At 55.8% G+C, this 24,584-nt stretch carries 26 protein-coding genes; 14 read left to right on the top strand and 12 right to left on the bottom strand.

The window, feature by feature from the left end; genetic code table 11:
* The first annotated feature begins 93 nt into the window (after positions 1-93).
* Both dapD and CK911_RS01710 read left to right on the top strand, forming a co-directional pair.
* Positions 94-921, top strand: coding sequence for a 2,3,4,5-tetrahydropyridine-2,6-dicarboxylate N-succinyltransferase (gene dapD / locus CK911_RS01715; RefSeq protein ID WP_098968778.1), 828 nt, complete (start codon positions 94-96; stop codon positions 919-921).
* 126 nt (positions 922-1,047) lie between these two features.
* Positions 1,048-1,431, top strand: coding sequence for a DUF3461 family protein (locus tag CK911_RS01710; RefSeq protein ID WP_042020063.1), 384 nt, complete (start codon positions 1,048-1,050; stop codon positions 1,429-1,431).
* 272 nt (positions 1,432-1,703) lie between these two features.
* Here CK911_RS01710 and ptsG read toward each other — a convergent pair whose 3' ends face one another.
* The 7 genes from ptsG to CK911_RS21305 form a co-directional block, all read right to left on the bottom strand.
* Complete coding sequence (ptsG, locus tag CK911_RS01705) at positions 1,704-3,134, bottom strand: PTS glucose transporter subunit IIBC (protein WP_042020061.1); 1,431 nt, start codon at positions 3,132-3,134, stop codon at positions 1,704-1,706.
* Between the two features lie 425 nt (positions 3,135-3,559).
* The gene (locus CK911_RS01700) at positions 3,560-4,549 is read right to left on the bottom strand and encodes a MalM family protein (RefSeq protein WP_098968777.1); all 990 of its coding nucleotides are present in this window, start codon (positions 4,547-4,549) and stop codon (positions 3,560-3,562) included.
* A 77-nt stretch (positions 4,550-4,626) separates the two neighbouring features.
* The gene (locus CK911_RS01695; RefSeq protein WP_098968776.1) at positions 4,627-5,946 is read right to left on the bottom strand and encodes a maltoporin; all 1,320 of its coding nucleotides are present in this window, start codon (positions 5,944-5,946) and stop codon (positions 4,627-4,629) included.
* Positions 5,947-6,475: 529 nt separating this feature from the next.
* Positions 6,476-6,916: a flavodoxin gene (locus tag CK911_RS01690; RefSeq protein ID WP_098968775.1), complete on the bottom strand. Its 441-nt coding sequence runs from the start codon at positions 6,914-6,916 to the stop codon at positions 6,476-6,478.
* A 101-nt stretch (positions 6,917-7,017) separates the two neighbouring features.
* Entirely contained in the window at positions 7,018-7,806 is a 789-nt protein-coding gene (gene truC / locus CK911_RS01685) for a tRNA pseudouridine(65) synthase TruC (RefSeq protein ID WP_098968774.1), read from the bottom strand.
* Complete coding sequence (locus tag CK911_RS01680; RefSeq protein WP_042020055.1) at positions 7,803-8,138, bottom strand: YqcC family protein; 336 nt, start codon at positions 8,136-8,138, stop codon at positions 7,803-7,805. Before CK911_RS01680 ends, truC begins: the two co-directional genes overlap by 4 nt.
* A 56-nt stretch (positions 8,139-8,194) precedes the next feature.
* Positions 8,195-8,341 carry a hypothetical protein gene (locus CK911_RS21305; protein WP_172953935.1) on the bottom strand — a complete coding sequence of 49 codons (147 nt, stop codon included), beginning with the start codon at positions 8,339-8,341 and terminating at the stop codon, positions 8,195-8,197.
* A gap of 21 nt (positions 8,342-8,362) precedes the next feature.
* Between CK911_RS21305 and CK911_RS01675 the strand changes: the two genes are divergently transcribed.
* The 5 genes from CK911_RS01675 (at position 8,363) to CK911_RS01655 (ending at position 11,301) form a co-directional block, all read left to right on the top strand.
* Entirely contained in the window at positions 8,363-9,415 is a 1,053-nt protein-coding gene (locus CK911_RS01675) for a DUF3549 family protein (protein WP_098968773.1), read from the top strand.
* Between the two features lie 105 nt (positions 9,416-9,520).
* Positions 9,521-9,820: a DUF3301 domain-containing protein gene (locus CK911_RS01670; protein WP_098968772.1), complete on the top strand. Its 300-nt coding sequence runs from the start codon at positions 9,521-9,523 to the stop codon at positions 9,818-9,820.
* 74 nt (positions 9,821-9,894) lie between these two features.
* On the top strand, positions 9,895-10,131 hold the full coding sequence (locus CK911_RS01665) for a DUF2789 family protein (protein ID WP_042020051.1): 237 nt from the start codon (positions 9,895-9,897) through the stop codon (positions 10,129-10,131).
* 84 nt (positions 10,132-10,215) lie between these two features.
* Positions 10,216-10,512 carry a DNA-binding protein gene (locus CK911_RS01660; RefSeq protein ID WP_098968771.1) on the top strand — a complete coding sequence of 99 codons (297 nt, stop codon included), beginning with the start codon at positions 10,216-10,218 and terminating at the stop codon, positions 10,510-10,512.
* A 3-nt stretch (positions 10,513-10,515) separates the two neighbouring features.
* The gene (locus CK911_RS01655) at positions 10,516-11,301 is read left to right on the top strand and encodes a Zn-ribbon-containing protein (protein ID WP_098968770.1); all 786 of its coding nucleotides are present in this window, start codon (positions 10,516-10,518) and stop codon (positions 11,299-11,301) included.
* A gap of 93 nt (positions 11,302-11,394) precedes the next feature.
* Here the strand turns inward: CK911_RS01655 and syd are convergent, their stop codons facing one another.
* Positions 11,395-11,943, bottom strand: coding sequence for a SecY-interacting protein (gene syd, locus CK911_RS01650; RefSeq protein WP_098968769.1), 549 nt, complete (start codon positions 11,941-11,943; stop codon positions 11,395-11,397).
* A gap of 206 nt (positions 11,944-12,149) precedes the next feature.
* On the opposite strand from syd, the gene queF reads away from it, so the two are divergent.
* The 7 genes from queF to CK911_RS01615 all read left to right on the top strand — a co-directional run bounded on the left by queF (position 12,150) and on the right by CK911_RS01615 (position 21,294).
* Complete coding sequence (queF, locus tag CK911_RS01645) at positions 12,150-12,998, top strand: NADPH-dependent 7-cyano-7-deazaguanine reductase QueF (RefSeq protein ID WP_098968768.1); 849 nt, start codon at positions 12,150-12,152, stop codon at positions 12,996-12,998.
* 169 nt (positions 12,999-13,167) lie between these two features.
* A complete protein-coding gene (locus CK911_RS01640; RefSeq protein ID WP_098968767.1) occupies positions 13,168-15,447 on the top strand; it encodes a hypothetical protein in 2,280 nt (759 codons plus the stop codon).
* Positions 15,448-15,530: 83 nt separating this feature from the next.
* Positions 15,531-17,108 carry a diguanylate cyclase gene (locus tag CK911_RS01635; RefSeq protein ID WP_098968766.1) on the top strand — a complete coding sequence of 526 codons (1,578 nt, stop codon included), beginning with the start codon at positions 15,531-15,533 and terminating at the stop codon, positions 17,106-17,108.
* Between the two features lie 148 nt (positions 17,109-17,256).
* On the top strand, positions 17,257-18,612 hold the full coding sequence (gene ppnN / locus CK911_RS01630; RefSeq protein WP_042020010.1) for a nucleotide 5'-monophosphate nucleosidase PpnN: 1,356 nt from the start codon (positions 17,257-17,259) through the stop codon (positions 18,610-18,612).
* Positions 18,613-18,762: 150 nt separating this feature from the next.
* Positions 18,763-19,551: a flap endonuclease Xni gene (gene xni, locus CK911_RS01625; RefSeq protein WP_098968765.1), complete on the top strand. Its 789-nt coding sequence runs from the start codon at positions 18,763-18,765 to the stop codon at positions 19,549-19,551.
* A gap of 159 nt (positions 19,552-19,710) precedes the next feature.
* Positions 19,711-20,718 carry an isocitrate dehydrogenase gene (locus CK911_RS01620; protein ID WP_098968764.1) on the top strand — a complete coding sequence of 336 codons (1,008 nt, stop codon included), beginning with the start codon at positions 19,711-19,713 and terminating at the stop codon, positions 20,716-20,718.
* 117 nt (positions 20,719-20,835) lie between these two features.
* On the top strand, positions 20,836-21,294 hold the full coding sequence (locus CK911_RS01615; RefSeq protein ID WP_098968763.1) for a hypothetical protein: 459 nt from the start codon (positions 20,836-20,838) through the stop codon (positions 21,292-21,294).
* 81 nt (positions 21,295-21,375) lie between these two features.
* Here CK911_RS01615 and rlmM read toward each other — a convergent pair whose 3' ends face one another.
* The 4 genes from rlmM to CK911_RS01595 are packed head-to-tail and all read right to left on the bottom strand — an operon-like array spanning position 21,376 to position 24,443.
* The gene (rlmM, locus tag CK911_RS01610) at positions 21,376-22,470 is read right to left on the bottom strand and encodes a 23S rRNA (cytidine(2498)-2'-O)-methyltransferase RlmM (protein WP_068976822.1); all 1,095 of its coding nucleotides are present in this window, start codon (positions 22,468-22,470) and stop codon (positions 21,376-21,378) included.
* Positions 22,463-22,849: a DUF423 domain-containing protein gene (locus CK911_RS01605; protein WP_098968762.1), complete on the bottom strand. Its 387-nt coding sequence runs from the start codon at positions 22,847-22,849 to the stop codon at positions 22,463-22,465. The genes rlmM and CK911_RS01605 overlap by 8 nt, the downstream gene beginning before the upstream one ends.
* A gap of 51 nt (positions 22,850-22,900) precedes the next feature.
* Positions 22,901-23,530, bottom strand: a complete 630-nt coding sequence (locus tag CK911_RS01600; protein ID WP_098968761.1) for an alpha/beta fold hydrolase — start codon at positions 23,528-23,530, stop codon at positions 22,901-22,903.
* A complete protein-coding gene (locus CK911_RS01595; RefSeq protein ID WP_042019998.1) occupies positions 23,523-24,443 on the bottom strand; it encodes a transcriptional regulator GcvA in 921 nt (306 codons plus the stop codon). Before CK911_RS01595 ends, CK911_RS01600 begins: the two co-directional genes overlap by 8 nt.
* Positions 24,444-24,584: the final 141 nt, after the last annotated feature.

The following is a 24,584-nucleotide window of genomic DNA, read 5'->3' as shown; positions in this document are numbered from 1 at the left end:
AATGGCCGCTGGCCGGAAGAATTCCGGTCAACCCCTTAAAAACAGTCGGAAAAGTGTGATACAACAAACAGAATTTTTTAAAGGAAACCTGTCATGACCGAGTTGCAACAGATCATTGAAGCGGCCTTCGAGCGCCGCGACACCATTACTCCGGGCTCCGTGGATAGCGCCACCAAGTCCGCCATCCTGCAAGCCATCGACCTGCTGGACTCCGGCAAGGCGCGGGTTGCCGAGAAGATCGCCGGTGAGTGGGTTGTCCATCAGTGGTTGAAGAAAGCGGTACTGCTCTACTTCCGCATCAACGACAACGGCATCATCAAGGGCGACGATGCCCAGTACTACGACAAGGTTCCCCTCAAGTTCTCCAACTACACCGCCGAGCAGTTCAAGGAAGCGGGTGTGCGCGTGGTGCCGCCGGCAACGGCCCGCAAAGGCTCCTTTATCGCCCCCAACACCGTGCTGATGCCCTCCTACGTCAACATCGGCGCCTTCGTTGATGAAGGCACCATGGTCGATACCTGGGCCACCGTCGGCTCTTGCGCCCAGATCGGTAAAAACGTCCACCTCTCCGGCGGCGTCGGCATCGGCGGCGTACTGGAGCCGCTGCAGGCCAACCCGACCATCATCGAAGACAACTGCTTTATCGGTGCCCGCTCCGAAGTGGTTGAAGGGGTGATCGTCGAGGAAGGTTCCGTCATCTCCATGGGCGTCTTCATCGGCCAGTCTACCCGCATCTATGACCGCGAAACCGGCGAGATCCACTACGGCCGCGTACCGGCTGGCTCAGTAGTCGTCTCCGGCTCCCTGCCCTCCAAGTGCGGCAAATACAGCCTCTATGCGGCGGTGATCGTCAAGAAGGTCGATGCCAAGACCCGCGCCAAAGTCGGCATCAACGCTCTGCTGCGCGCCATCGACGAGTAATCAGCGTTGCTGTGATAAAAGGGCGCCTGATGGCGCCCTTTTGATTTTGGCGCCCCTGTCACAGGCAAGCCATCAGGCTTCGGTTAAGATAGATGGGACAGGATCGTTTCAAACCGAGGAAGCCCGATGTACGAGAATCTGAAGAGCCTGGGGATCCAGGAGCCCACCTCCGTCGACAGCTACACCCTGCGCCAGGAGGCCAACCACGACATCCTCAAGATCTACTTCAAGAAGCAGAAAGGGGAGTTCTTCGCCAAGAGTGTCAAATTCAAGTACCCCCGCCAGCGCAAAACCATGCTGGTCGACTCCGGTACCCATGAGTACAAAGATGTCACCGAGATCAATGCCAACCTCAAGTATGTGGTGGACGAGCTGGATAACCTGACTCAAGGCGTCCATCAGCAGGCCGATCCGGATATCAAACAGAAGATCCTGCGCGATCTGCGCCATCTGGAAAAAGTGGTACAGAACAAAATCAAAGATATTGAGCGGGATCTGGAGAAACTCTAACCCCTGCCCCACGATTATCCGAGCGCCACTCTGGCGCTCTTTTTATTGGCGGGCACCTTATTGGCAGGCTCGGCCTTTGCACACTCACTACCAACAGGATAAGCCAGCTACAACCGGCCTGTGCCTGCCCCCCAGAATCATAAGGTCAGTTGTTGGCAGGCCAATCCAAGCCTCCGTGCAGATCGAACAGCGCCAAGTCGCTGGGCGGCAGAAATAGCAAGAGGGAGGCTTTCGCCTCCCTCTTCAAACACGCAGATATTCAGGCAACAGGATTAGTTGCTCTTAATCCAGATGTCCATATCGGTTTTCAGGTTGTCGGACTTGGTACCGAAGATGGCTTGTACACCAGAACCAGACACGACCACACCGGCAGCACCCAGTTTCTTCAGACCAGCCTGGTCAACCTTGGCAACATCGTTCACGCCAACACGCAGACGGGTGATGCAAGCATCCAGAGAAGCGATGTTCTCTTTACCACCGAAGGCGGCAACCAGTGCAGCAGACAACTCGTCTTTGCTTTGGCTAACGGTCTCTTCAGCAGTTTCGTCTTCACGACCCGGGGTTTTCAGGTTCATGGCACGGATAACGAAGCTGAAGACTACGTAGTAGATGGCCGCGTAAACCAGACCCAGACCTACCAGCAGCAGCATGTTGTCGGCACGCGGAGATTGCACCACGAAGTCGATGAAGCCGTTGGAGAAGGTGTGACCATGTACCACGCCCAGGGAGTTGGTCAGCACATAGGCCAGACCAGCCAGTACAGCGTGGATTGCGTACAGTACCGGAGCGATGAACAGGAAGGAGAATTCAATCGGCTCGGTGATACCGGTCAGGAAAGAGGTCAGGGCGGCAGAGGCCATGATACCAACGATCTTGGCGCGGTTTTCCGGCTTGGCAGCGTGAGCGATAGCAAACGCAGCAGCAGGCAGACCGAACATCTTGAACAGGTAGCCACCAGCCAGCTGACCAAAACCGTTACCGGCAGCGCGGGAAGCGTCATCAGCAGTCAGGAAGCAGGTCATGATACCGTGAACAGTTTCACCGGCAGCGTTAACACAGGTACCGGCCTGATAGAAGAAAGGCACGTTCCAGATGTGGTGCAGACCGAACGGGATCAGTGAGCGCTCAACTACGCCGTAGATACCGAAAGCCAGTACCGGGTTCTGGTTGGCAGCCCAGTCAGAGAAGGCACCGATGGCTGCGCCAACTGGCGGCCAAATTACCGACAGGATCACACCCAGGCCGATAGATACGAAACCTGTGATGATGGGTACGGCACGCTTGCCCGCGAAGAAGCCCAGATACTCTGGTAGCTGGATCTTGTAGAAACGGTTGAACGCCCAAGCGGCAACACCACCGGCGAGGATACCGCCCAAGACACCGGTGTCGATCTTGTCAACACCCATCACTGGCGCCATCACAGACAGGGTAGCGGTCATGATACCGTAGCCAACGATGGCTGACAGACCGGAAACACCGTCGTTATTGGTAAAGCCGAGGGCCACACCGACGGCGAACAGCAGGGCCATCTGACCGAATACAGAGCCACCGGCCTGTTCCATCAAATGGGAAACAATTTCTGGCAACCAGCTGAAGTTTGCAGCACCGACGCCGAGCAGAATACCTGCTACTGGCAATACGGATACCGGCAACATCAGCGATTTACCAACCTTTTGCAGATTAGAAAACGCATTTTTCATCATGTGTGTATGCTCCTGAATGGATCGTCTTCCCTGAACGATTTATCTGGATGAGATAGCAATATTTACATCCAAACATCTTCGAGTCGGGTTTGTTTATTTTGACCATCAGAATATAACCCAGCGAGTCGTAAATTGCTGCTTTCGAAGAAGGGGGAATATTGAATTTGGAGGGGAGATCACAACTTGTCTAAAGGCTAAATAACCATAAAATTATAAGTTAAAAACTCTCATAATTACTCTATTACAAATAAATACAAACTACAGTTTCTGATTGTATTTTACTTAAACCAATTAAGTCTAAATGATTCAAAACGTAACCAAGTGTAACTTACTGGTTTTATTTATTACAGTCTACCGATTAAAAAGGCCTCCAACAAGGGAGGCCTCTTCATAAATATATTGTGCTAACAGAGAGCACTGAAACACTATTTTTGCGAGCGTTTTACCGCATCGACAAAAACCGCTTTCGCTTTGGTTGAACCGGCCCGCTCGGCCTCGTTAACCAGCTTCATCGCCTTGTCGATATCCCCCGCCTTGACCGCTTTTTCGATCTGGCTCTGATAGAAGGCTTCGGTTTCATTCAGCATGACAGGAGCAGGCTTGCTGGCTACCACCACACCGGCAGTTGCTGCCGTGGCAACAGGCACCGTCAGTTTATTTGGGGTAAGGTCAACGATAGGCGCGTTAGCATCGATCGCTTCCTGGTAAACCGGTTTGTAGAAGTTATCGCCCAGCACACTGGCACTCATATCTTCCACATCAATTTTGACGACACCCCATGCGGAGTGCGGGATCAGCGGATCCTTGGCACCATAATCCTGCACGCTCAAAGACTTGGCCATCATCTTGGAAGGGCTCATGGCTTGAGTGGTCTGGCTCAGGGTGGCCTCGGCGGTGTAAATCACCATGTAGGTTTCGTTGTTCGGGTTACCCACGTAGGAGCGATCGATGGTAAAGACACCCTCTACCCGATCCCCATCCAGCATGCGTGCTGGCTTGTAAGCGATGATGTCGGCACCAATGGTACGGGTCGGCTTGAACTGGGAATCCAGCAGCAACACGGTTGGGTTAAACAGCGTCTTGTCGATCAGGCCTGCGACCGTAATCTTGAGATCGCCGGAGTTGGTCGGCAGCTTGAAGGCGGCGTAATAGCTCTTTCCTTCCGGGAAGTTGAACACTGCTGAGCTGCCATCAATGGCGATCACTTTTTTCTGCTCAGCAGCCAACGGCTGATAGCGCAACTCACTGATACTGCTGCAACATACAGTCGCGGTACCGAGTTGCTGCAGTGCGCTGGCACGATTATCGAGGATGCTCTTGTACTCCTGAGTGGGAGCCACCGTTGCCTCAAGAGACGCACATGCCGTCATCAGGGTGGAACACAAAACCGTCAACGCTATCTTGGTATATTTCATCTGCAAGCCCTACGCGCCATCTTGAAAAAAAGAGCCCCCGACAAGCGGGGGCGACTTGGTATCAGGTGCTGGTGAGATTACCACCAAGCTTCCGCTTGTACACCGAAGTTCAAAGCATCATCTTGCTTAACACCGTTGCTGTTTTCGCGGAAATTACCGTCTTGCTGCATGTAAGAGGCGAATACACGAATTTCCGGACGAGCCCAGAAACCTGGACCAGCTGACCAAGCCTGCGCCAAGGTGTACTTGGTACCATCGGAGCTGGTTTTAACACCATTGACGTCTTTGTTGTCCTTGAAGTAGCCGACTTCTGCGATGGTCTTCATCACATCGTTCCACTTGTACATTGGACGGACAACTACAGAGAATGTGTCCATATCTGTGGTGTCTTTGTCCAGACCATTGGCCTGTGCGTAAAGGATCTGGTGACCGAATTCAACTTTGTCACCAATGGGCAGCACACCCCAGTTGATCAGACGGAAGCCATCACCGCTCGATGCTGCTTGGCTCAAGCCACTGCCAGAACCTGCACCATAGTCAACACCTTGCTTGGCCAGACCATCGAGGAAATACTGAGCCACTGTTTTGTTGAAACCGCCCAACATGGACTGGGTCAGCTCAGCGGTGAACATATGGCCATTTTTGTAGTCTGGGTTCTGGCGATCTTGCTCATCGGTCAAGTTGGCCATGGCATAGTCATAACCCACTTCCAGAGAGGCATCGGTCCAAAGCGGAATGCCAGCATAACGAATATCAAAAGTATTGGTATTTACACGATCATCAATCTTGATCTTGTTACCTTTGTCATCCAGAACATAGTTGCCATTTTCATCAAGACGATATTGAGTGTTAGCCTCTGTGTCGCCTTTATAGATAGCATCCCACGGGTCGTTACGAACCACAGCTACAGACAGCTTGCCAGGACCCACTTCGATGTTTTCTACACCGGCACCGGCACCAGAAACATCCCAGTAGTAGGTATCGGAGATATGGATGTCATGACGCTGATAGTAGCGTTTGCCCGCCCACAGGGTTTCATTACCGCCGAACAAGTTTTTAGCCTGAACGTTGAACTGGCGCAGAGCGAAGTCAGCGCTATCACCGCTGGTGCTTTCCCAGTCACGACCTTGCTTGCCTGCAACCATTGCAAACATGGAGTCTACATAAAAAGTCTGGTTGTTCTTGTTGTATACCTCTTGGCCCAGCTGAACTTCGGAATAAGTTTCAGCTTCGTTGCCAAGACGACCAACACGGTTCTTGCTCATGGTCTGCATATCACCGTTGTCAGAAACACCGACACCGGAACGGAAGTAACCGTGGAAATCTACGGCAAAGGCGGCTTGGGAAGCCAGGGCGGCAGTAACAGCTGCTGCAATCGGGAGCCACTTCATTTTCATTGTCATATTCCTTATTTCCCGCAGTGAGGAGTGTGATCCTTAATATTTAACTTCTTATCACCACGTAATCCTGTTGGTGATAACCGAGGTCGATTATAGGGAGTGGGGTACACCACAAATATGAGCAGACTCACAAAATGGCGACAAATAGCTCACCATACAGGCAAGGCAACAACAACAAACAAAAAAACACACCACTACGCAATAAAAAACCCAAAAAAAAGCCTGCGGCGCACAAAAAGGTACGCTGAAACCGTTGTCAGTCATTAATTCGCGATAGAACATAAGTTGTTATTTTACGATTCAATGACAAAAACATGACTGAGATCGCTTTCAAGATTGAACTTTTATTTAGATGACTAGTCCGCTACACGCTGGCAAACATTCCTGTGACAGGATGCCGAGTGAGGGGAATATCCCTCTATCAGGGGGGGAAATATACGGGATACAAGACGCAGAGATCGTACAAATAACAATCCCCTGCCGGGTAAAGATCAGGGGATTGATATGGCTCTATTTCAGAGAATATTCAGGGCTGAATATCCCAGTTTTGCAACCAGCCGAGCGCCACCCGTTCGGGTTCATCGTGCAGGGTGGCATCCAGTTCCAGTGGGGGGATAACCTGCGCGGCCCCCAGTTCCTGCAGCAACCCGTCGAGGTGGCGGCCAGCGCCGCAAAAATGGGTGTAGCTGCTGTCCCCCATGGCAATCAGGGCATACCGCAACCCCTTGAGCCAGGGCGCCTTGTCAGCCAGTTCAGTGGCAAAGGGTTGCAGATTGGGGGGAATATCCCCCTGCCCGGTCGTTGCACTGATCAACAATAAAAAACGGCTGGGGTCGATATCCGTCAGCCGTGCTTCTTCATACAGAGAACAGTGATGGCCCTTGCGTTCCAGCTCATCTGCCAGCGTCTCGGCCACCAGCATGGCTGCGCCATAGACACTCCCTACCACGATATCGATCTGTGCCATTTTCTGCTCCCTGCTTTAGTCGCTATCTTGAGCCACGCTCTGAGCAACTCTATCAGTAAGCAGGCGTCAGATGCCACCCGATAGGGGCGAGTAACAGCAGCTTAGTAATCGCTCTCGCTGGCGGGCCAGCCCAGTTTCGCAAAAAGCTGCAACAACTGCGGGCCAAGGGGGGCCTGAATACGCATCGGCACCTTGAGCACCGGATGGGTAAAGCTTAAGGTGCGGGCCACCAGCAGCAGCCGCTCACAACCATACTGCTCGCGATAGAAACGGTTATGCCGGCCATCACCGTGGCTGGTGTCGCCAACAATGGGATGGAACAGGTGAGCCATGTGGCGACGCAGCTGATGCTTGCGGCCGGTTTTCGGGAATAATTTGACCAAGCTGTAGCGACTGGTGGGGTGCTTTTTGGAGACCGCGTGAGGCAGCTCGACCTGATGCAGGCGACGGAAGGTGGTGACGGCATCTTGCGCCGGACGATCGGGGGCACTCATGGCATCGGCAATTTTATCGAGCTGCTCCTTGAGGGGATAGTCGATCACCCCCTGCTCGGGCGCCCAGCCCCGCACCAGCGCCAGATACTCTTTGTGTACCTGACGATGGGTAAACGCCTCGGTCAGGGCTCGCGCCACAGCGGGACTGAGGGCAAACAGCAGTACCCCGGAGGTGGGGCGATCGAGCCGGTGCACCGGATAGACATGGCGACCGCCGATCAGATCCCGGGTCATCTGCATGGCAAAACGGGTCTCGGCCTTGTCGAGCCAACTGCGGTGCACCAGCAGACCAGAGGGTTTGTTGACGGCCACCAGCCACTCATCCTGATAGAGCAGGGTTAATTTGAGTGATGGCTCTTCCACGACGGGCTCAGCGGTCACGGCTGCAACACTCATTGCTCAGCCACTTTGCCGGACAGCAGCAGATCGAAGCGAGCGATCAGGCGCAGCAGCGCTTCTGCCTCGACCAGATCGTTTTTATAGACTTCGCTGGCCATGGGATAGAGGGAGACGCTGGTCGGTAACGGTGCCTGCAGCATCACCAACTGCTCCATGCGCGGGATCAGCACAAACTGCAGCCACTGGTCAAAGCTCAGGGTATCGACACAAAACGGCAGAGTGCTTGCCAACGCATCGTCAGCGGGATGTTCAGCTTGCCAGCGTTCGAGGCGCTGCAATTCGGCGGTGAGTTCCCCCAACAGGCCGGCTACCAGCAAATATTGATTCATCTCGTACTCATCCTCATTACCACAGAGTGATCCGGTATGGCTGGTAAGATGCCAGCTCAAGCGACTACCTTGGTGGCCAGCTGCCGGTAAAAAAGGGCGCTACTATACACCGCCCCCCGCAGCGCTGCCATGCTGATCTCTGCCGTATCCAGCGACTGCTGCCACTGGCTATCCACGGCAAGGGCCTTATAATCGGCCCGCATCACCCTTAGCTGGATCTCACCATGTCTGCGACGCCAACGCCCATCAATACCCCCATCAATACTCTGACCGAATTTTTGACCCAGGCTGGCACCCAGTTCCAGCTGTTTGATATGGGCCGCCAGGTGCGGCCACTGGCAAGCGATACCTTTGTCCGCATCGAACAGCAGCAGGAGCCCTACCCCTGGCCGCTGCAGCAGCACGCCTGGCTTGGCGTGCACTTCTTCCAGCCGAACGAATCGCGCCACTACCTCTGGTTCCTCAAATTTGCCCTCGATGAGCGCGGCCTGCTGATGTCAAACGGCCCCAAGCTGTTCATGGATCAGGTGGTGGAGACCCTGGGCTACCAGCTCACCGGCGAGCTGGATGAAGAGAAGGCCCAGCGACTGGCTGACAATCCCTATACCTTCCGCCCGGCAGAGGCCAAGATGGCCAGTCTGCACGCCAAGCTGGCCCGCCAGCTGGAGCAGGCACCGTCAGCCTATTTCGATGCCCTCTGCCACTATCTGGCCGCGCCCAACGACAGCGGTTGGCAAGCGCTGGGGTTGCAGGGCTTTGCCGATCTGGCCGAGCGGCTGCATGACGAACGCAATCTGGCGCTGGTCTGCAAAGCGTTGCCCAAACTGCCACAAGAGCCGCTCTATGCCCTCTGCCAGAGCCTCGAAAACGCCCCGCTGCCACCGGCAGTACAAGGAGCCTTGCTTGAGCGGATCGGCAAGGAGCAGGAGTGCGCAGCCCCCAATCCAGAGACCCTGGCCTATCTGTGCCGCGCCATGGCCTCCTGCCCCGGTAGCACCTTGCGCAGCAACAAACTGCTGACTCTGCTGCAAACCCAACCGAGCCCGGCACTGCTGCTCGCCATTGCCGGTCGACTCTGGGCCGATCTGAAAGATGCCAATCTGCTCAGCGACTATCTGGAACAGCTGGCGCTGCAACCGACCCAGTTCTTCAATCAGGTTTTTGCCGAGTTGGTCACTTTACCTGCCCTGCGCAATGATATGCTGGCCAGACTGCGCGACCCCGACCGCAGCGATGCGCTGGGCAAGGCCATTGGCCGCCTGTTTGCTTCAGCCTGATCCCCTGGCACCACGGGGAATGGCGGCGGAATAAAAAATAACAAGGAAACCGGGTGTGCCAAGCAGGACTCCCGGTTATCGACATCACGATAAGGAAGCCCGCCTATGGGAGATATGCTCGCCATTTTGTTGCTGATTGCCGTTGCCGGTCTGTTCTGGCTGCAACGCCGTCAGGCCGAACTGGCCTGGCAATATATGCGCCGCTACTGCCAGCACCATGATCTGCAACTGCTGTCGCTGGCCCGCAGCCGTCGTGAGTTGGCGCGCCATCCCCTGCGGCTGCTGACCCACTACCAGTTTGAATTCTCCAGTGATGGCGAGAGCCACTATCAGGGCACCCTCAAGATGCAGGGTCTGCACGTTGTGGGAGTCGATCTACCACCACATCGCATGCCCTCTGCCTGATCCCCCTTCTCGTCTCTGCGCCCGATGGCTGTGCCTGTCTATAATCTCAGGGATTACACAAAGGGAGAGACGAGATGGAACCCCTTGTCCACGATCTGCCAGCCCTGTTTGCCCAACTCGGGATGGCCAACGACGAGCTGAGCCTGCACCGCTTTGTGCACGACCATCACCTCGACAATGAAACCCTGCTGCCGGAGGCGAATTTCTGGAGCGCCGCTCAGGCCAGCTTTCTGCGCGATGCCCTGTGGCACGACTCCGACTGGTGCGAGGCGATCGACCTACTCGATGTGATGCTGCGCCAGCCCCGCTAAGCCGCCCGCCCCTTTCCTCCCCAGCCGGCTTTGGTTAAGATCCCGCCCCGATATCGCCCTCCCCTTCTCACCCAGAGCATGCTTATGTCCGCCCACGAGATCATCCGAATTGCCAACGAGTTGGCCGCTAAAGGGTTCACCCCCACCACCGCAATGGTCAAAGCGCGCTTAAGCCAGCCGGTGCCGATGGCCGAGTTGCTGAAAGTATTGAGCCAGTGGAAGCAGCAGCCCGTCGCAACCGCCGAGAGCGAGAGCCTTCCAGAAGTTGCGCCCCAGCCTGCACCTGAGCTCACCCTGCAACAGCTGAGCGAGCAGCTCGCACGCATCGAACAGAAGGTGGATCGGCTGACCGACCTGCTCATCCTGCAGGGGCAGCGCTGAGCCATGTATATCGTCGAACTCTGCTTTGAGTGCTACCGCGATACCTCCCTTGGCGAAGCCGAACGGGCCATCGTCAACTACCTCGACATGCTGCGCTATCAGGGCCAGATCCTCGGGCGGGAGTTCCCCACCAGCATGCAAGAAGGCTATTTCGTCAGCCGGGTGGTCTGCCCGGAGCAAGATAGCCTGCACCCGGACAACCAGAGCGAGCAGGTCAAACTGGCCGAACAGCAGCTCAATCAGGCCGGACTGCTGGCGCCGAAACTGCAGTTGCAGGGGGCTGATTTACTTTCAGACAGTACCGACCCTTGTGGCGAGCTGGGTGCGCGGCCGAGCTGGATGCTGCTCTACACCAGCTTTTTGCACACCTGCTCGCCGCTGCGCTGTGGCGACCACTTCGCCCCCATTCCGCTCTACCAACTGCCCGCCGTCGCCAACGGCGATCAGAAACAGATCATCAAGTGGCAGGAGGATTGGGAAGCCTGCGATCAGCTGCAGATGAACGGCTCCATCGCCGAACATGCGGCGCTGCACGAGATTGGCGAGGTGGGCAGCCGCCTCTACCGGCGCGGTAGCGATCTCGCCAAACGGCTGGAAGTGCTGAGCGGCATCCCCACCTACTACTACCTCTACCGGGTCGGTGGCCTGAGCGCCGCCGAGGAGAAGGCGCGCCCCTGCCCCAGCTGTGGCGGTGAGTGGGCGCTGGCAGCGCCGCTGCACGAGATCTTCGACTTCAAGTGCGATAGCTGCCGACTGGTCTCTAATCTATCTTGGGATTTCAAGGATTAAGCGCGTTCCCTACACGCGACGCCATAAAAAAGAGCCTTGCCACATGGCAAGGCTCTTTTCGTTCCGATGAGTAACCTTGGCTCGAACAAGCGTCTATTGCGGCAATGTCTCCAGCCGCTCAAGAAACGCGGGCAGTGAGGGGGCCAGCGGCAGACGGCGGCCGGAGTCGAGCCACTCCAGCCACACCTGACCACTCTCGTTATCCAGTGAGATGAGCGTCATCTCGTTGCGGGTGGTGGCAATAAAGATGGAGGGGGCGCGCTTGAGCTTGCGCAGCATCAACAGGTGGCCGATGAGGTTCTCCCTGAGCAAATCGAGATCCGCTTCGTTCCACGGCAGGATCAGTTCAAGGCGCAGCCCCTTGAAAAGGCAGGGGATGGGGCGGCTGAACCAGTGCCCAAACAGGGCGATGGCACCGGGGTGAATCGTCAGCTCAAGGGCAGCGTCCATAGCGGTAAAATCGGCAGGCTCATAGCGATGATGAGGGCGCCAGGCCACCCGACCATCTGCGGGCTCACCAAGCTGGCACGGGGAGCGCCAGTCCGCCTCCCACTCGCACAGGGGCAGGCCTCGTCTGGCCTCGCCATCCCGTTGCCAGCGGGCAAAAAAGTGCTCCAGGGCAGACAAAACTTGATCCGACATCGAAAATCCCCACAATTGCTGGCAAAGTCCGCTATTGCACCATCAATCAGGGTGACAGACAAGGCTGCCCAACCACAGCCGTTCGACGCCCGATAACGGGGCAGGCTTCATCCCTTGCCAGCTCAAAATCGCTTGGTATCAGTGCAATAGCCCCATTTCACCTTCCGTTCATCCACGCTTTATGAGCACATTACGTGAGTAAATCTGTGAACAAACAAGATAGATACGCTGGGGCCAGCGCCCTGACCGGCCTGAGCCTGGGCCAACAAGCCGACTATATCAGCCAATACACCCCTTCCCTGCTGCAACCGGTGCCCCGCAGCCTGAACCGGGATGACCTCCAACTGGGCGATGCCCTGCCCTTTAGCGGTTGCGATGTCTGGACTCTCTACGAGCTCTCTTGGCTCAATGCTAGGGGCAAGCCGATGGTTGCGGTTGGTGAGGTGACCATTCCGGCCACCAGTGCGAACCTGATCGAATCCAAATCCTTCAAGCTCTACCTCAACTCGTTCAACCAGACCCGATGTGACTCCATCGATGCAGTGGCCGCCATGCTGACCAAGGATCTGAGCGCCTGTGCGGGGGAGACCGTCAAGGTCACCCTGTTCCCCCTCGATCAGGCACCCCATCAGATCGCCCTGCTGCCCGGCGAATGTATCGATGAGCAAGATATCGAGGTCGATCACTACCAGTTTGACGCCGCCCTGCTGCAAGGGGCGGCTGGCAGCGAGCAGGTAGAAGAGACCCTGCACAGCCACCTGCTCAAATCCAACTGTCTGGTCACCAGCCAGCCAGACTGGGGATCTGTGGTGATCCGCTACAAGGGGCCCAAACTCGATCGGGAGAAGCTGCTGCGCTACCTCATCTCGTTCCGCCAGCACAACGAGTTCCACGAGCAGTGTATCGAGCGGATCTTTATCGACCTCAAGCACTACTGCCAGCCAGCGCAGCTAACCGTTTATGCCCGCTATACCCGTCGCGGCGGTCTGGATATCAACCCGTTCCGCTCCGATTTTGAAGTGGTGCCTGCCAACCTGCGCCTGATCCGTCAGTAACCACTGACTGCGCGGATGGGGCCAGATACTGGCCCCTCTATCCCCCTGGTCCCCCGGCCACGCGGGGCGAACAGTGACAGATGCAACCACAACCTGCCCACAGTAAACACTGGACTCGCAGGGGGAGGCTTGGATAACATGCCTTCACCTCCGCGCCGTCCATAATCCAATGAATCAACTGTTTTTTCTGGCCATGATGATGTCTTCTCTGTCCGCCCCCAATCTGGACCTGGACCGAGAACAGCTATCTATCGATCTGCAGCAAGCACAATCAATGGTACTGACCGACCCAGCCAAATGTGTCCAGATCACCTCGGCCTTCCTGACCCGCGCGGCCAATAATTCTCAGCAAATCATCAATAATCGCCAAGAGTTTGGCTATCGAGAGCCGATCCTGAGCTATAGCACCGTTGCCCAGACTATCGGGGCTCACCTGCTCAAGGGGGAGTGTCTGCTGCAACTGGGCCAGTACCAGGCTACCCAGCAAGCACTCGATCAAGCGATAGCACTGGCTGACAAGGAGCAGCAACCAGAGCTCAAAGCCCACGGCCTATACCTGAAAATTCGCAGCCAGGGACTCCGTCAAAATAGCCAAAGCACCAGCCACAACTTGCTTGCCGAACTGGAAACCCTGCTGGCGAAACCCAATCTAAAACAGAGTCGGTTGCAGGTGTATAGCCGCCTGCAACGCACCAGCTACGATATCGACACTCAACATTTTGATGATGCCAAAGCCCATTTGGCCGAAGCGCGGATCTGGGCAGCCAAAACCCCCGATCCCCTTGCCAGCGCCTGGGTCAGTGCCATAAGTGGCGACCTTTATCGCTCGCTGCAACAGCCACAACTGGCGCTGGGGGAATATATCGATGCCCTGCAACAGGCCAAGAACCTCAGTGATCCGCTGTTTCTCGGTCTGCTATCGAACCAGATCGTCAAACTCTATCAGCAGGAGCAGGAGCCCCAGAAAGCGCTGCAATATGCCAATGAGGCGGCCAACTATTTTCACTCCATCGGCAACCCGTCGCTGCTTTGTGACTCCCTGATGGTGCTGGCACGGCTCAACCGTGATCAGGGCGACCTCAATATGGCGCTGGTCTATTTTTTCAATGCGCTGGACTTGCTCAATGACGAGACAAGTCGGCCCAAAAGCTCGCTGCTCAAATACGAGATCGGCAAAACCTATCTGCAAAGTGGCAATCTCTCGCTGGCCAGCAACTACCTCAACGCCGCACGTCAATCCCATGAGCTCAATGATGCCAAAGAACCACTGATCGACACCCTGCTATTACTCGGTGAGCTCTACCTCAAGAAGCAGGAAGCGGCCATCGCCATCTTGCAGCTGGAAAACGCGCGGGCGCTGGCCAAGCAGATTGGCGATACCCGTCGTCAGTTCGAGGTATTCCGCCTGCTATCGCTGGCATATGAACAGAAAGGATATGTGCGCCAAGCCCTCGACAGCTACAAACGTTTCCACCGGTTGGGTGAAGAGGTGCGCCAGCAAGAGATTGCCCTGGAACAAGCCGCAATCCGTGACAACTATGTCCAGGTCGAGCGGGTGCAACATATCAAGGAACTGGAGCAGCAACTTAACCACAGCAAGCACCAACAGGAACGCTATCTCTGGTCAAGCATCACCACCAGCCTGCTGCTGGCGCTCTTTATCTACCTCTTCTTCACCCTCTGGCTCAAGTTGCGTACCACCCGCCTGCAACTCAAACGAACCGGTGAGGCTTTGCTGATCGAGCCACGATCCGGGCTAGCCAACTGGCAACGATTGATGAACCGCTGGCCGAGGGAGATGGCCAAACGCCAGCTGAAATCAGATCGCTGGTACCTCAGTGAACAGCCCTCCAGCGAGTTTGATGACAAGCTGCATTATCTGCTGTTCCGCGTCCCCTTTCTGAGCAACACGCTCGAGCAGCATGGTTATCAGGCCAGCAGCGAGATTGAGCTGGCGTTTGGGGCCTATGTCGATACCTTAACCCCGCAAGATGGCCGTATCTATGACCTGCGGGAAGGGCACCTCCTTTATGTCGTACCGCAGCGCCATGTCGCTAACCTGCATCACTTGGCCAGTGACCTGCTACTCGCTATCGCAGCCTTCCCGTGTCAGTACCTACTCGATCGCCGGGTAAGCCTGGGGATTGTCAGTCATCCTTTCCTGCCCAAGGCGGCAACAGCGCTTGATCACAATGGCCTGTTTGATCTCTGTTACCTAGCCCTGTCGGGAGCCATTCAGCTCAGTGAAAAACACCAGCAAAACGCCTGGCTGGAGCTCGCCGCCATCGATTGTCAACAGGCGGCATTTTTTAATGGGGATGTGTGGCAATGCGGCCTGATGGCAATTGACAAGGGGCTGGTAAAAGTCAATTCTTCTCATGAAAAGCAATGGGTTAATTGGCATCAGCTTGCAAGGAAGCAAGTCATTGATGACCGACCAGCAATATAGATAACAGCCAGAGCTCGACACCGGGTTTTACTACTGTTGCTATCAAACACCAAAAACAATAATGACAACAGGGCGACCTGATAATGAATGACATCGCTGCCGTAGCAGGACAATTGGCCAGGCTCAGGGAATCCCTTCAGCAAAAACAGCTGGAACTAGACGGTGTTCTCTCTTTCTCCGATGCTGAGCGGGCTCGCGGCATCCTGTTTATCAACAAGTTGATGCTCTCCTGCCGTGGCTTCGATCGTGAGCTGGACAACCGTTTCGCCAAACTCAAATCCAAACTCGATAGCAATCCGGCCTTCACCGCGTTAGAAACCGATCTGCTTGCCATTGAAAAACTGCTGCAACAACACAGTAATGCGCTGGAAGAGTCGATAACCCTGACCCAGAGCGCCATCGAACTTGGCTCCAAACAGCTGAAAACCATCAAGGGCTTCCCCGAAGATACCCGCAAATCTCTCAAGGAATTTCTGGCCAGCCCGGCGGGCTATGGCATTGCCGATCATCAGCGCAAGGTGATCAAATTGCTGGAGTTTTACCAGCAAGCAATCAAGATCCAGCTACTGCCGAGCAAACCGCTACTGCCCTCCGGTAACGACATCACGCCAGATCCCTTTGATCTCAAGGATCACGCTCGCATTGCCGATGAGCTGCAGCGGCTGATCACCGAGCTCGATTTTGCCGGATCCATCGGTGAAAGCCTGGCGGATATCCGTCGTCAACTGCTGGTCGGGGTCAATCCCGGTCTGTTAGCCGAAACCTGTTTGCAGGTGATCGAACTCATCATTGAAGGCACCCGTGAGGAGCGTACCGCTTCCCGTGCGTTCCTGAGCTCCCTCAACGAGAGTCTGTCAGCAGTCCACATCGGGTTTACCGAGTCACTCGATGAAGGCCGGGCGCTGCAAAATGAAACCACGGAAACGCGCAAAGCGCTGGTCAACCAGCTGCAGGCTATCGATCATTCGCTGGCTCACCAACACACCTTTGATGCACTCAAACAGGCCATCTCCGGCCATATGGGTGCCATCAATTTGCTGTTGCAAGATCGCGATAACACCGCTACCAGAGAGCGCCATCTGCTCACCCGCCTCTCGAGCATGGAGTCCAAGTTGCGGTTGATGAAGGATGAGACTGCAGAATACAAAAAGCGGCTGACCATCCAAAAACACAAACTGTTCCTCGACAGCCTGACTCAGGTCCACAACCGGGCCGCACTCGACGAACGGCTTGAGCAGGAATACAAACGTTGGCTACGTTACGGCAGCCCGCTATGCATGGCGATCATCGACATCGACCACTTCAAGAACATCAATGATAACTACGGCCATCTGGCCGGCGATAAAGCCTTGAAAGTGGTCGCCAAGGCCCTGCAAAGTGCCCTGCGTGATACCGATTTTATTGCCCGCTTTGGTGGAGAAGAATTTGTCGTGCTGCTGCCCAACATCAACCCTGACAAATTTCAAACCCCCCTTGAAACCTTGCGCCAGACCATCAAGAGCATCCCGTTCCGTTTTCGTGATGCCAAGGTAGAGATCACCATCTCTATCGGTGCCACCCTGTTCAAGGAGGGTGATAATCCGTCCGATGTATTTGAGCGAGCAGATCAGGCGCTCTATCACTCCAAACACGGCGGACGAGACCAGGTGACACTGGCCTGAACGGTGACTAAAAAAACAGCGATCAGTCACCCCCCTATTTCCCTCACCCCACCCTTGCCACTACTATCAACCTCAGGGGATGCAACATGGCGTCCCCTTTTCTCCCCAGGGAAAAACACAACGATAACAAGATGAGTAAGGGGAACCTATGATTACGCACATCAATCCCGTCGGCAGCATGGACTTGCTGTCGCAGCTTGAGGTGGACCGCCTCAAGCAAACTGCCTCCAGCGATATCTATCAACTGTTTCGCAACTGCTCGCTGGCAGTTCTCAACTCCGGTAGCCATACCGACAGCTCCAAGGAGATCCTGGAGCGCTTCAAATCGTTCGATATTCATGTGATCCGGCGCGAACGCGGGGTCAAGCTGGAGCTGTTCAATGCTCCCGAGCACGCCTTCGTCGATGGCGAGATCATCCGCGGCATTCAAGAGCATCTGTTCTCGGTACTGCGCGATATTCTCTATGTCTCCAATCAGCTCGAATCCAACCGCCTGGTCAACCTGACCAACTCTACCCATATTTCCAACGTGGTGTTCGCCATCCTGCGCAACGCCAAGGTGATCCTGCCGGGTGCCGATCCCAACCTGATAGTCTGCTGGGGTGGTCACTCCATCAATCAGATCGAATATCAGTACACCCGTGCAGTGGGTAGCGAGCTGGGATTGCGCGAACTCAACATCTGTACCGGCTGTGGCCCCGGCGCCATGGAAGGGCCGATGAAGGGCGCAACGGTTGGCCATGCCAAGCAACGGGTACGTAACGGTCGCTACATAGGTCTGACCGAACCCTCGATCATCGCCGCAGAACCGCCCAACCCCATCGTTAACGAACTGGTGATCCTGCCGGATATTGAAAAACGGCTGGAAGCCTTCGTCCGTCTGGGCCATGGCATCATTATCTTCCCGGGTGGGGTCGGTACCGCCGAAGAGCTGCTCTATCTGCTTGGCATCATGATGCACCCGGCCAACGAGCGGCAGCCGATCCCGATTATTTTGACTGGCCCGAAAGAGAGCGAAGATTACTTCCGTGCTATCGATGATTTCATCAAGGCCACCCTGGGTGAACCGGCGACCAAGCTGTATCGGATTATCGTGGGCGATGCACCGGAAGTGGCTCGCACCATGAAAGAGGCGATGCCGAAGATCCGTGAATATCGCAAATCGGTCGGTGATGCCTACTCTTTCAACTGGTCGCTCAAGATTGAGCCGGAATTCCAGCTACCGTTTGAGCCGGATCACGCCAGCATGGCCAGCCTGGATCTGCATCGCAATCAACCGCCGCAACTGCTTGCCGCCAACCTGCGTCGGGCCTTCTCAGGCATAGTCGCTGGCAACGTCAAGGAAGGGGGCATTCGCGCCATCGAGAAAAAGGGCCCCTTCAAGCTGCATGGTGACAAGGAGCTGATGCACCTGATGGACAAGCTGCTGGAAAGCTTCGTTAAACAGCAGCGGATGAAGCTGCCGGGCAGCCAGTATGTGCCCTGCTACGAGATAGTGCGCTGACGATCGTCAGCAAGCAGGCATCGCAATACGAAGGGAGGGGCGCACTGGCGCCCCTCCCTTTTTACTCTCTGGCGTGCGGATTACACCGAAAAACTCCCATCAAGCCAACCAGTTGCTACAATAGCGCGTCCTGACTGCCAAGAGTGCCCCATGCCACATCTGCTTATCATCGATGCCCTCAACCTCATTCGCCGTCTGCATGCGGTGCAAACCCAGCAGACATTGACACCGGCCCAGGCGCTGGTTGCCACCCGTGCCAACCTGATCAATACCTGCTGTAAGCTGCTCGCCAATAGCGAACCGACCCATGTTATAGCCGTGTTCGATGGGGAGATACACAGCTGGCGCAAAGGGGTCTATCCGGCCTACAAAGAGGGACGCACGCCCATGCCCCCCGAGCTGCGTGAAGGGCTGGCGACCCTGCAGGATGCCTTCTGGGAGTGCGGGGTCGATGCCCTGCTTTCCGAGACCGATGAGGCGGATGACCTTATCGCCACTCTCGCCAGCGGCATCGCCAGTCACGGCCATCAGGCGACCATCATCTCCACCGACAAGGGGTTCTGCCAGTTGCTCTGCCCGCAGATCCGGGTTCGCGACTACTTCAACAAACGCTGGCTGGATGCGGCCTTCGTCCAGCAGCAATATGGAGTGGCACCGGCTCAACTGGTCGACTTCTGGGCTCTGACCGGTATCAATGGTTCCAATATCAAGGGGGTACCCGGTATTGGCCCCAAAACCGCCACACAATTGGTGCAACAATACGAGAATTTAACGGCCATGCTGGCCGCTTGCCAGCAAGAGGACGCCAGTAAACCCCTGCTCAAGTTGCGCCAGCATCAGGAGGATGCCTTGCTAGCCCAGCGACTGGTGCGCTTGCAACGGGATATCGTGCTGGGGTTCAACCTGCGGGACATCCGTTACCCGCCTCAGCCAGGGTGAATTACCGAAGAAAAATGCAGGCAAGGGCGCGAACCATGACGAGACTCACCCTCGCTGTTGATGAAAATGAGTAGAATGTAAAGGAATGTGGTTGGTTTGCTGAGTAAATGCTATAAAGCAGCCCCATCCTCCCCTATACCCTGGAAGTGGAACCCTCTCATGTCCAAAAGAAAAATTACCGTGATCCCCGGCGACGGCATCGGCCCCAGCATCATCGAATCAGCCATCCAGATCCTGACCCATACGGGCTGCGATTTTGAATACGAATATGCGGATGCCGGTCTGGTTGCCCTCGAAAAACATGGTGAGCTGCTGCCCCAGGCAACCCTGGATCTGATTGAGAAGAACAAGGTCAGCCTGAAAGGGCCATTGACCACGCCGGTCGGTGGCGGTTTTACCTCGATCAACGTATCTCTGCGCAAGAAGTTCAACCTTTACGCCAACGTACGTCCGGTTATCTCCTTCAAGGGCACCAAAAGCCGTTACGAGAACATAGATATCATCACGGTGCGCGAGAACACCGAAGGAATGTACTCGGGTGCAGGTCAGAAGCGCAGCGATGACAACAAGAGCGCCGAGGCGATGAGCATCATCACCCGCGACGGAGCCGAGCGCATCGTCAAGTTCGCCTTCGAGCTGGCCCGCCAGGAGGGACGCCAGAAGGTCACCATCATCCACAAGGCCAACATCCTCAAATCGACCTCTGGCCTGTTCCTCGAAGTGGCTCGTGAAATCGCCGGCCACTACCCGGATATCCAGAGCGAAGAGATGATCGTCGACGCCGCCTGCATGAATCTGGTGATGTATCCGGAGCGTTTCGACGTGATGGTCACCACCAACCTGTTCGGTGACATTCTCTCGGATCTCTGCGCCGGTCTGGTGGGCGGCCTGGGTATGGCACCGGGTGCCAATATCGGCGATGGCGCAGCCATCTTCGAGGCAGTGCATGGCTCTGCTCCCGACATCGCGGGCAAGAACATTGCCAACCCGACCTCGGTGATCCTCGCCTCCATCCAGATGCTGGAGTACCTCGGCATGCAGGATAAGGCGGAGCGGATCCGCGAGGCAGTACGAGCTACCATCGAATCCAGTGATCGGGTCACCCGCGATCTGGGCGGTAGCGCCTCCACCAGTGAATTCACCCAGGCGATCATCGATCGACTGTGAGTTAATCCATTGATTTAAAAAGGGAGCTTCGGCTCCCTTTTTTATATCTCCTACCCCTTTCCCGGATACTGGACAGCAACTATGTTCTAAAGATACGGATAGCAAGGAGGCTTGTTTATGAATGGAGGTGGGTTCTATCTGATCCCGGTTTGGCTACTGCTCAGTGGCGGTGTCGGGGCATTCGAATTGACTCAAAAGAGTCAAAGCCCAAGGCTGCCACTGCAAGAGAAACGGGCCGCTACCGAAGTCTGGCGTTCCAGCCTGGATACCAACGACCTGCTCAAGGCCCCCAAAGCCCTCTCGTTTGGCATCGAGGTGTCTACCGATAGCGTTGGTAATCAGAAAATCACCTCCTACCCGCAACTTAATCTGACCCCAGAGAAGAGCGTCAGCCTGTCAGTCGAGCGCTTTCGACCCAAGGTCAAATTCAAGGCAGGGGGGATGCATACTTCCGTCAGATTACGCGGTGATGGGCTCAAAATGCAGTTCAGCCCGCTCGATAAGACCATTCCGCTGCAAATAGAGTTAAAGCTGACCGATGATGAATCATCCCTGCGCCTGGATTACCGCTTCTGATGGAGCGCCCATCCCGCCAAGCAAAAAAAACCGACCGCATCACTGCAGTCGGTTTTTTTGATTAGCCTCTCGCGAAGAAGCTTACTCCTTGGCTTGCAGCTTGGAGATCCAGTACTTGTTATAAACATGCACGGTGATCTCTTCACGATCGTGATAGAGCTGCTTGGCCTGGATCACAAAGGCGTTATCGATCTCTTTAAGCATGCCACGCAACACCTCAATGTTGTGTACCGCTTCGGCATAGCGCTTCTTCATCGGCAGCTTAAGGTTAAACATCGCTTCCTGACAATCATTCTCACGGAACCAGTCCGCGATCATGTGGACGACCCGCGCCGGTTTCTCAACCATGTCGCACACCAGCCAGTAGGTATTCTTCTTGCTCGGACGCCAGACAAAACCATCATCGCGCAGGTGCTTGACCTGACCGCTATCCATCAGGGATTGGGCCATGGTGCCGTTATCCACTGCGGTTACCATCATGCCACGACGTACCAGCTGATGGGTCCAGCCACCCGGGCAAGCGCCCAAGTCCACCGCCTTCAGGCCGGAACAGAGGCGCAACTCCCACTCTTCACGGGGAACAAAGACGTAAAACGCCTCTTCCAGCTTGAGGCTGGAGCGACTCGGTGCATCTGGCGGACAACGCAGACGCGGGATCCCCATGTGGAATTCGGAGTTGTTGAACGAGTAGGAGTAACCCAACAACAGGTGATCGTTAGCCATGAAGAAGGCGTGGAACACCGGACGGTGCGGCGTCTCCTTCTTGGTCAGGCGATCATTGCTACGCAGCGCCTGACGCAGCGGCACAGTGAACTTGCGGCAGAAAGCCGACAGCTCTTTCGCTTCGTTGGTGTCAGCGGTCTCAACCCGTACATCACCACAAATGGTGTACTCACTGGTCGCTTCAATGATCGGTGAAATCCGATCGGAGACATCCAGATCCTTCAGCTCGTGGGTCACTACCAGCATCTGACGAATAAAGATAAGCTCTTTGAATGGCAGTTTGCGGGCCAACAGATCGGCCTGCTCCTCATCATACAACTCGAAGATCACATAACCGCTGTCGTCCTTGACCCGGGCAAAACCGTAGCACTGCATGCTACTGGCACGCTCGGTGATCTCTGCCGCCGCCTCTTTCTCAAAACCGGGGCGGCAATAAAGCAGCAGATTATTCATTTTTTCCTCCAAGACGACAGCCAGCCCATATCAGAGCTACCCATCCCAACATAAAACAGAGGCCACCAGCCGGGGTGATAAGCCCCAACCCTTTGCTGCCAAGCAGCACCATGGCGTAAATACTGCCGGAGAATCCGAAGATCCCCAGCACAAATGCGGTGCCAGCCAGGTTAATCACCTTGCTGCGCACGCCACAAAAGCCCAGTACCAGCAGGGCCAATGTGTGAAAAAACTGGTATTGCACGGCGGTATTGAATGCGGCCAACAGCGCGGGGGTAATACCGCTCGCCGCCAGACCGTGAGCACCATAAGCGCCCAGCATGGTCCCGGTCAGGCCAAAAAAGCCCGCTAGAACCAGCCAATGTCGGTGGATCTGCATCCTCATTATTCCTGTCTTGTCAGGCCCGGCACATCAGCCATCACCACTTGGCTACCCGCGCAGGGCAACAAAGTGCTTGATGGTATCCGCGGCATACTGCATGTTTTCCTGCTCGCTCACACCGCTGACTTTTCGTGGTTTGAAACCATGATCGCCATCGGTCAACCAATGGACCGATACGTTGGGTGAGAAGGGAAATTCTGCCAGTTCGGCGCGGCTGCCGAAGGTGTCGCGTTCTCCCTGCAACAGCAGAGTAGGTACCTTTATTTGCTTGAGCACGTCCCCCCGCCAGCGGTCAGGCTTTGCCGGGGGGTGGAAAGGATACCCGAGAATGAGCAATCCTGCAGCATTCATCGCATCGCTACCGTCATGATATAACTCGGCGGCCATCCGCCCCCCCATCGACTTACCTGCCAAAAATAGCCGCGGATGAGCAAACTCCCGCACCATCTGGCGCCAGTGCTCGAGTAACAGCGGCTGCCTGTCCGGCGGGCGGCGCTTGCCATCTTGTGCCCGTTTGGTCATGTAGGGGAAGTTAAAGCGCACCACTTCGATCTCGGGCCCCGCCAGCAGGCGTGACAGCTGGGCGAGAAACCCATGATCCATCCCCGCGCCAGCGCCATGGGCCAGCAAAATGCGAACGGGGGCATCAACTGCCCCCTCCCTCAGCACATCAATCATCGCCGAGCAACGCCCTGCGCCGAGCTTCTTCCTGCTCCACCAGCTCCAGCATCCAGTCGCGGAAGGCCACTATCTTGCCCTGATCCGACTGCTGCTCCTGGCACACCAGATAGAAAGCATTCTTGCTCACCAGCACCTGCTCAAACGGGCAGATGAGACGACCCGCTTCGATCTCTGGCTGAGCCAGCACACTGTGGCCAAGGGCTACCCCCTGACCGTGGATAGCGGCCTGGATCACCATGGTCGAGTGGCTGAAAATAGGCCCCTGATTGACGTTGGGGGCATCGATATCAAGCTGGCGGAACCAGGCCTTCCAGTCGCGGCGTGAGGTATCGTGCAACAAGGTATGGCGGATCAGGTCATCCGGTGTCCGGAGCGGCTTGGGCCCGGTCAGCAGCAAGGGGGAACAGACCGGGATCAGGTATTCGGTGTGCAATTTGTCGCACCGCAGGCCGGGCCAGTTGCCGCGCCCGTAATAGATGGCGACATCCACATCGTCAGTGAGCGCCCCTTCATCGAGGTCGACCGCCTTGATCCGCACATCGATATCCGGGTGGCGCTCGCTGAAGCGCACCAGTCGTGGCACCAGCCACTGGATGGCAAAACTCGGCTGCAAACTGACGGTCAGCGCCCCCTTGGCGCTGCGGGCCAGCAACTTGTCGGTCGCCTCCGAGATGGAGGTAAAAATATCTTTGATGTCGAGAAAATAGCCCTGCCCCTCTTCGGTCAGCAACAAGGAGCGATTTTTACGGCGGAACAACTTGATACCAAGATACTCCTCCAGCGCCTTGATCTGATGACTGATGGCAGCTTGAGTCACAAACAACTCTTCTGCTGCGCGGGTAAAGCTTAAGTGGCGAGCCGCTGCTTCAAACGCCTTGAGGGCATTAAGCGGTGGTAAACGACGAGACATGACACCAGCCGACGATGAGTTTTTCTAATGGGGCGCATTATAATTTGTCGGTTGCGGGCCGACCAGTGAATAAACATAATTCGCCCAGCAATCAGTCGTCATATGGCTCACATTTTCTACTACATGTTGGTTTACATGTGT

The sequence above is a fragment of the Aeromonas sp. CU5 genome, assembly GCF_002586745.1.
Classification (GTDB): domain Bacteria; phylum Pseudomonadota; class Gammaproteobacteria; order Enterobacterales; family Aeromonadaceae; genus Aeromonas; species Aeromonas sobria.
This window is presented reverse-complemented; position numbering and strand designations above follow the sequence as displayed.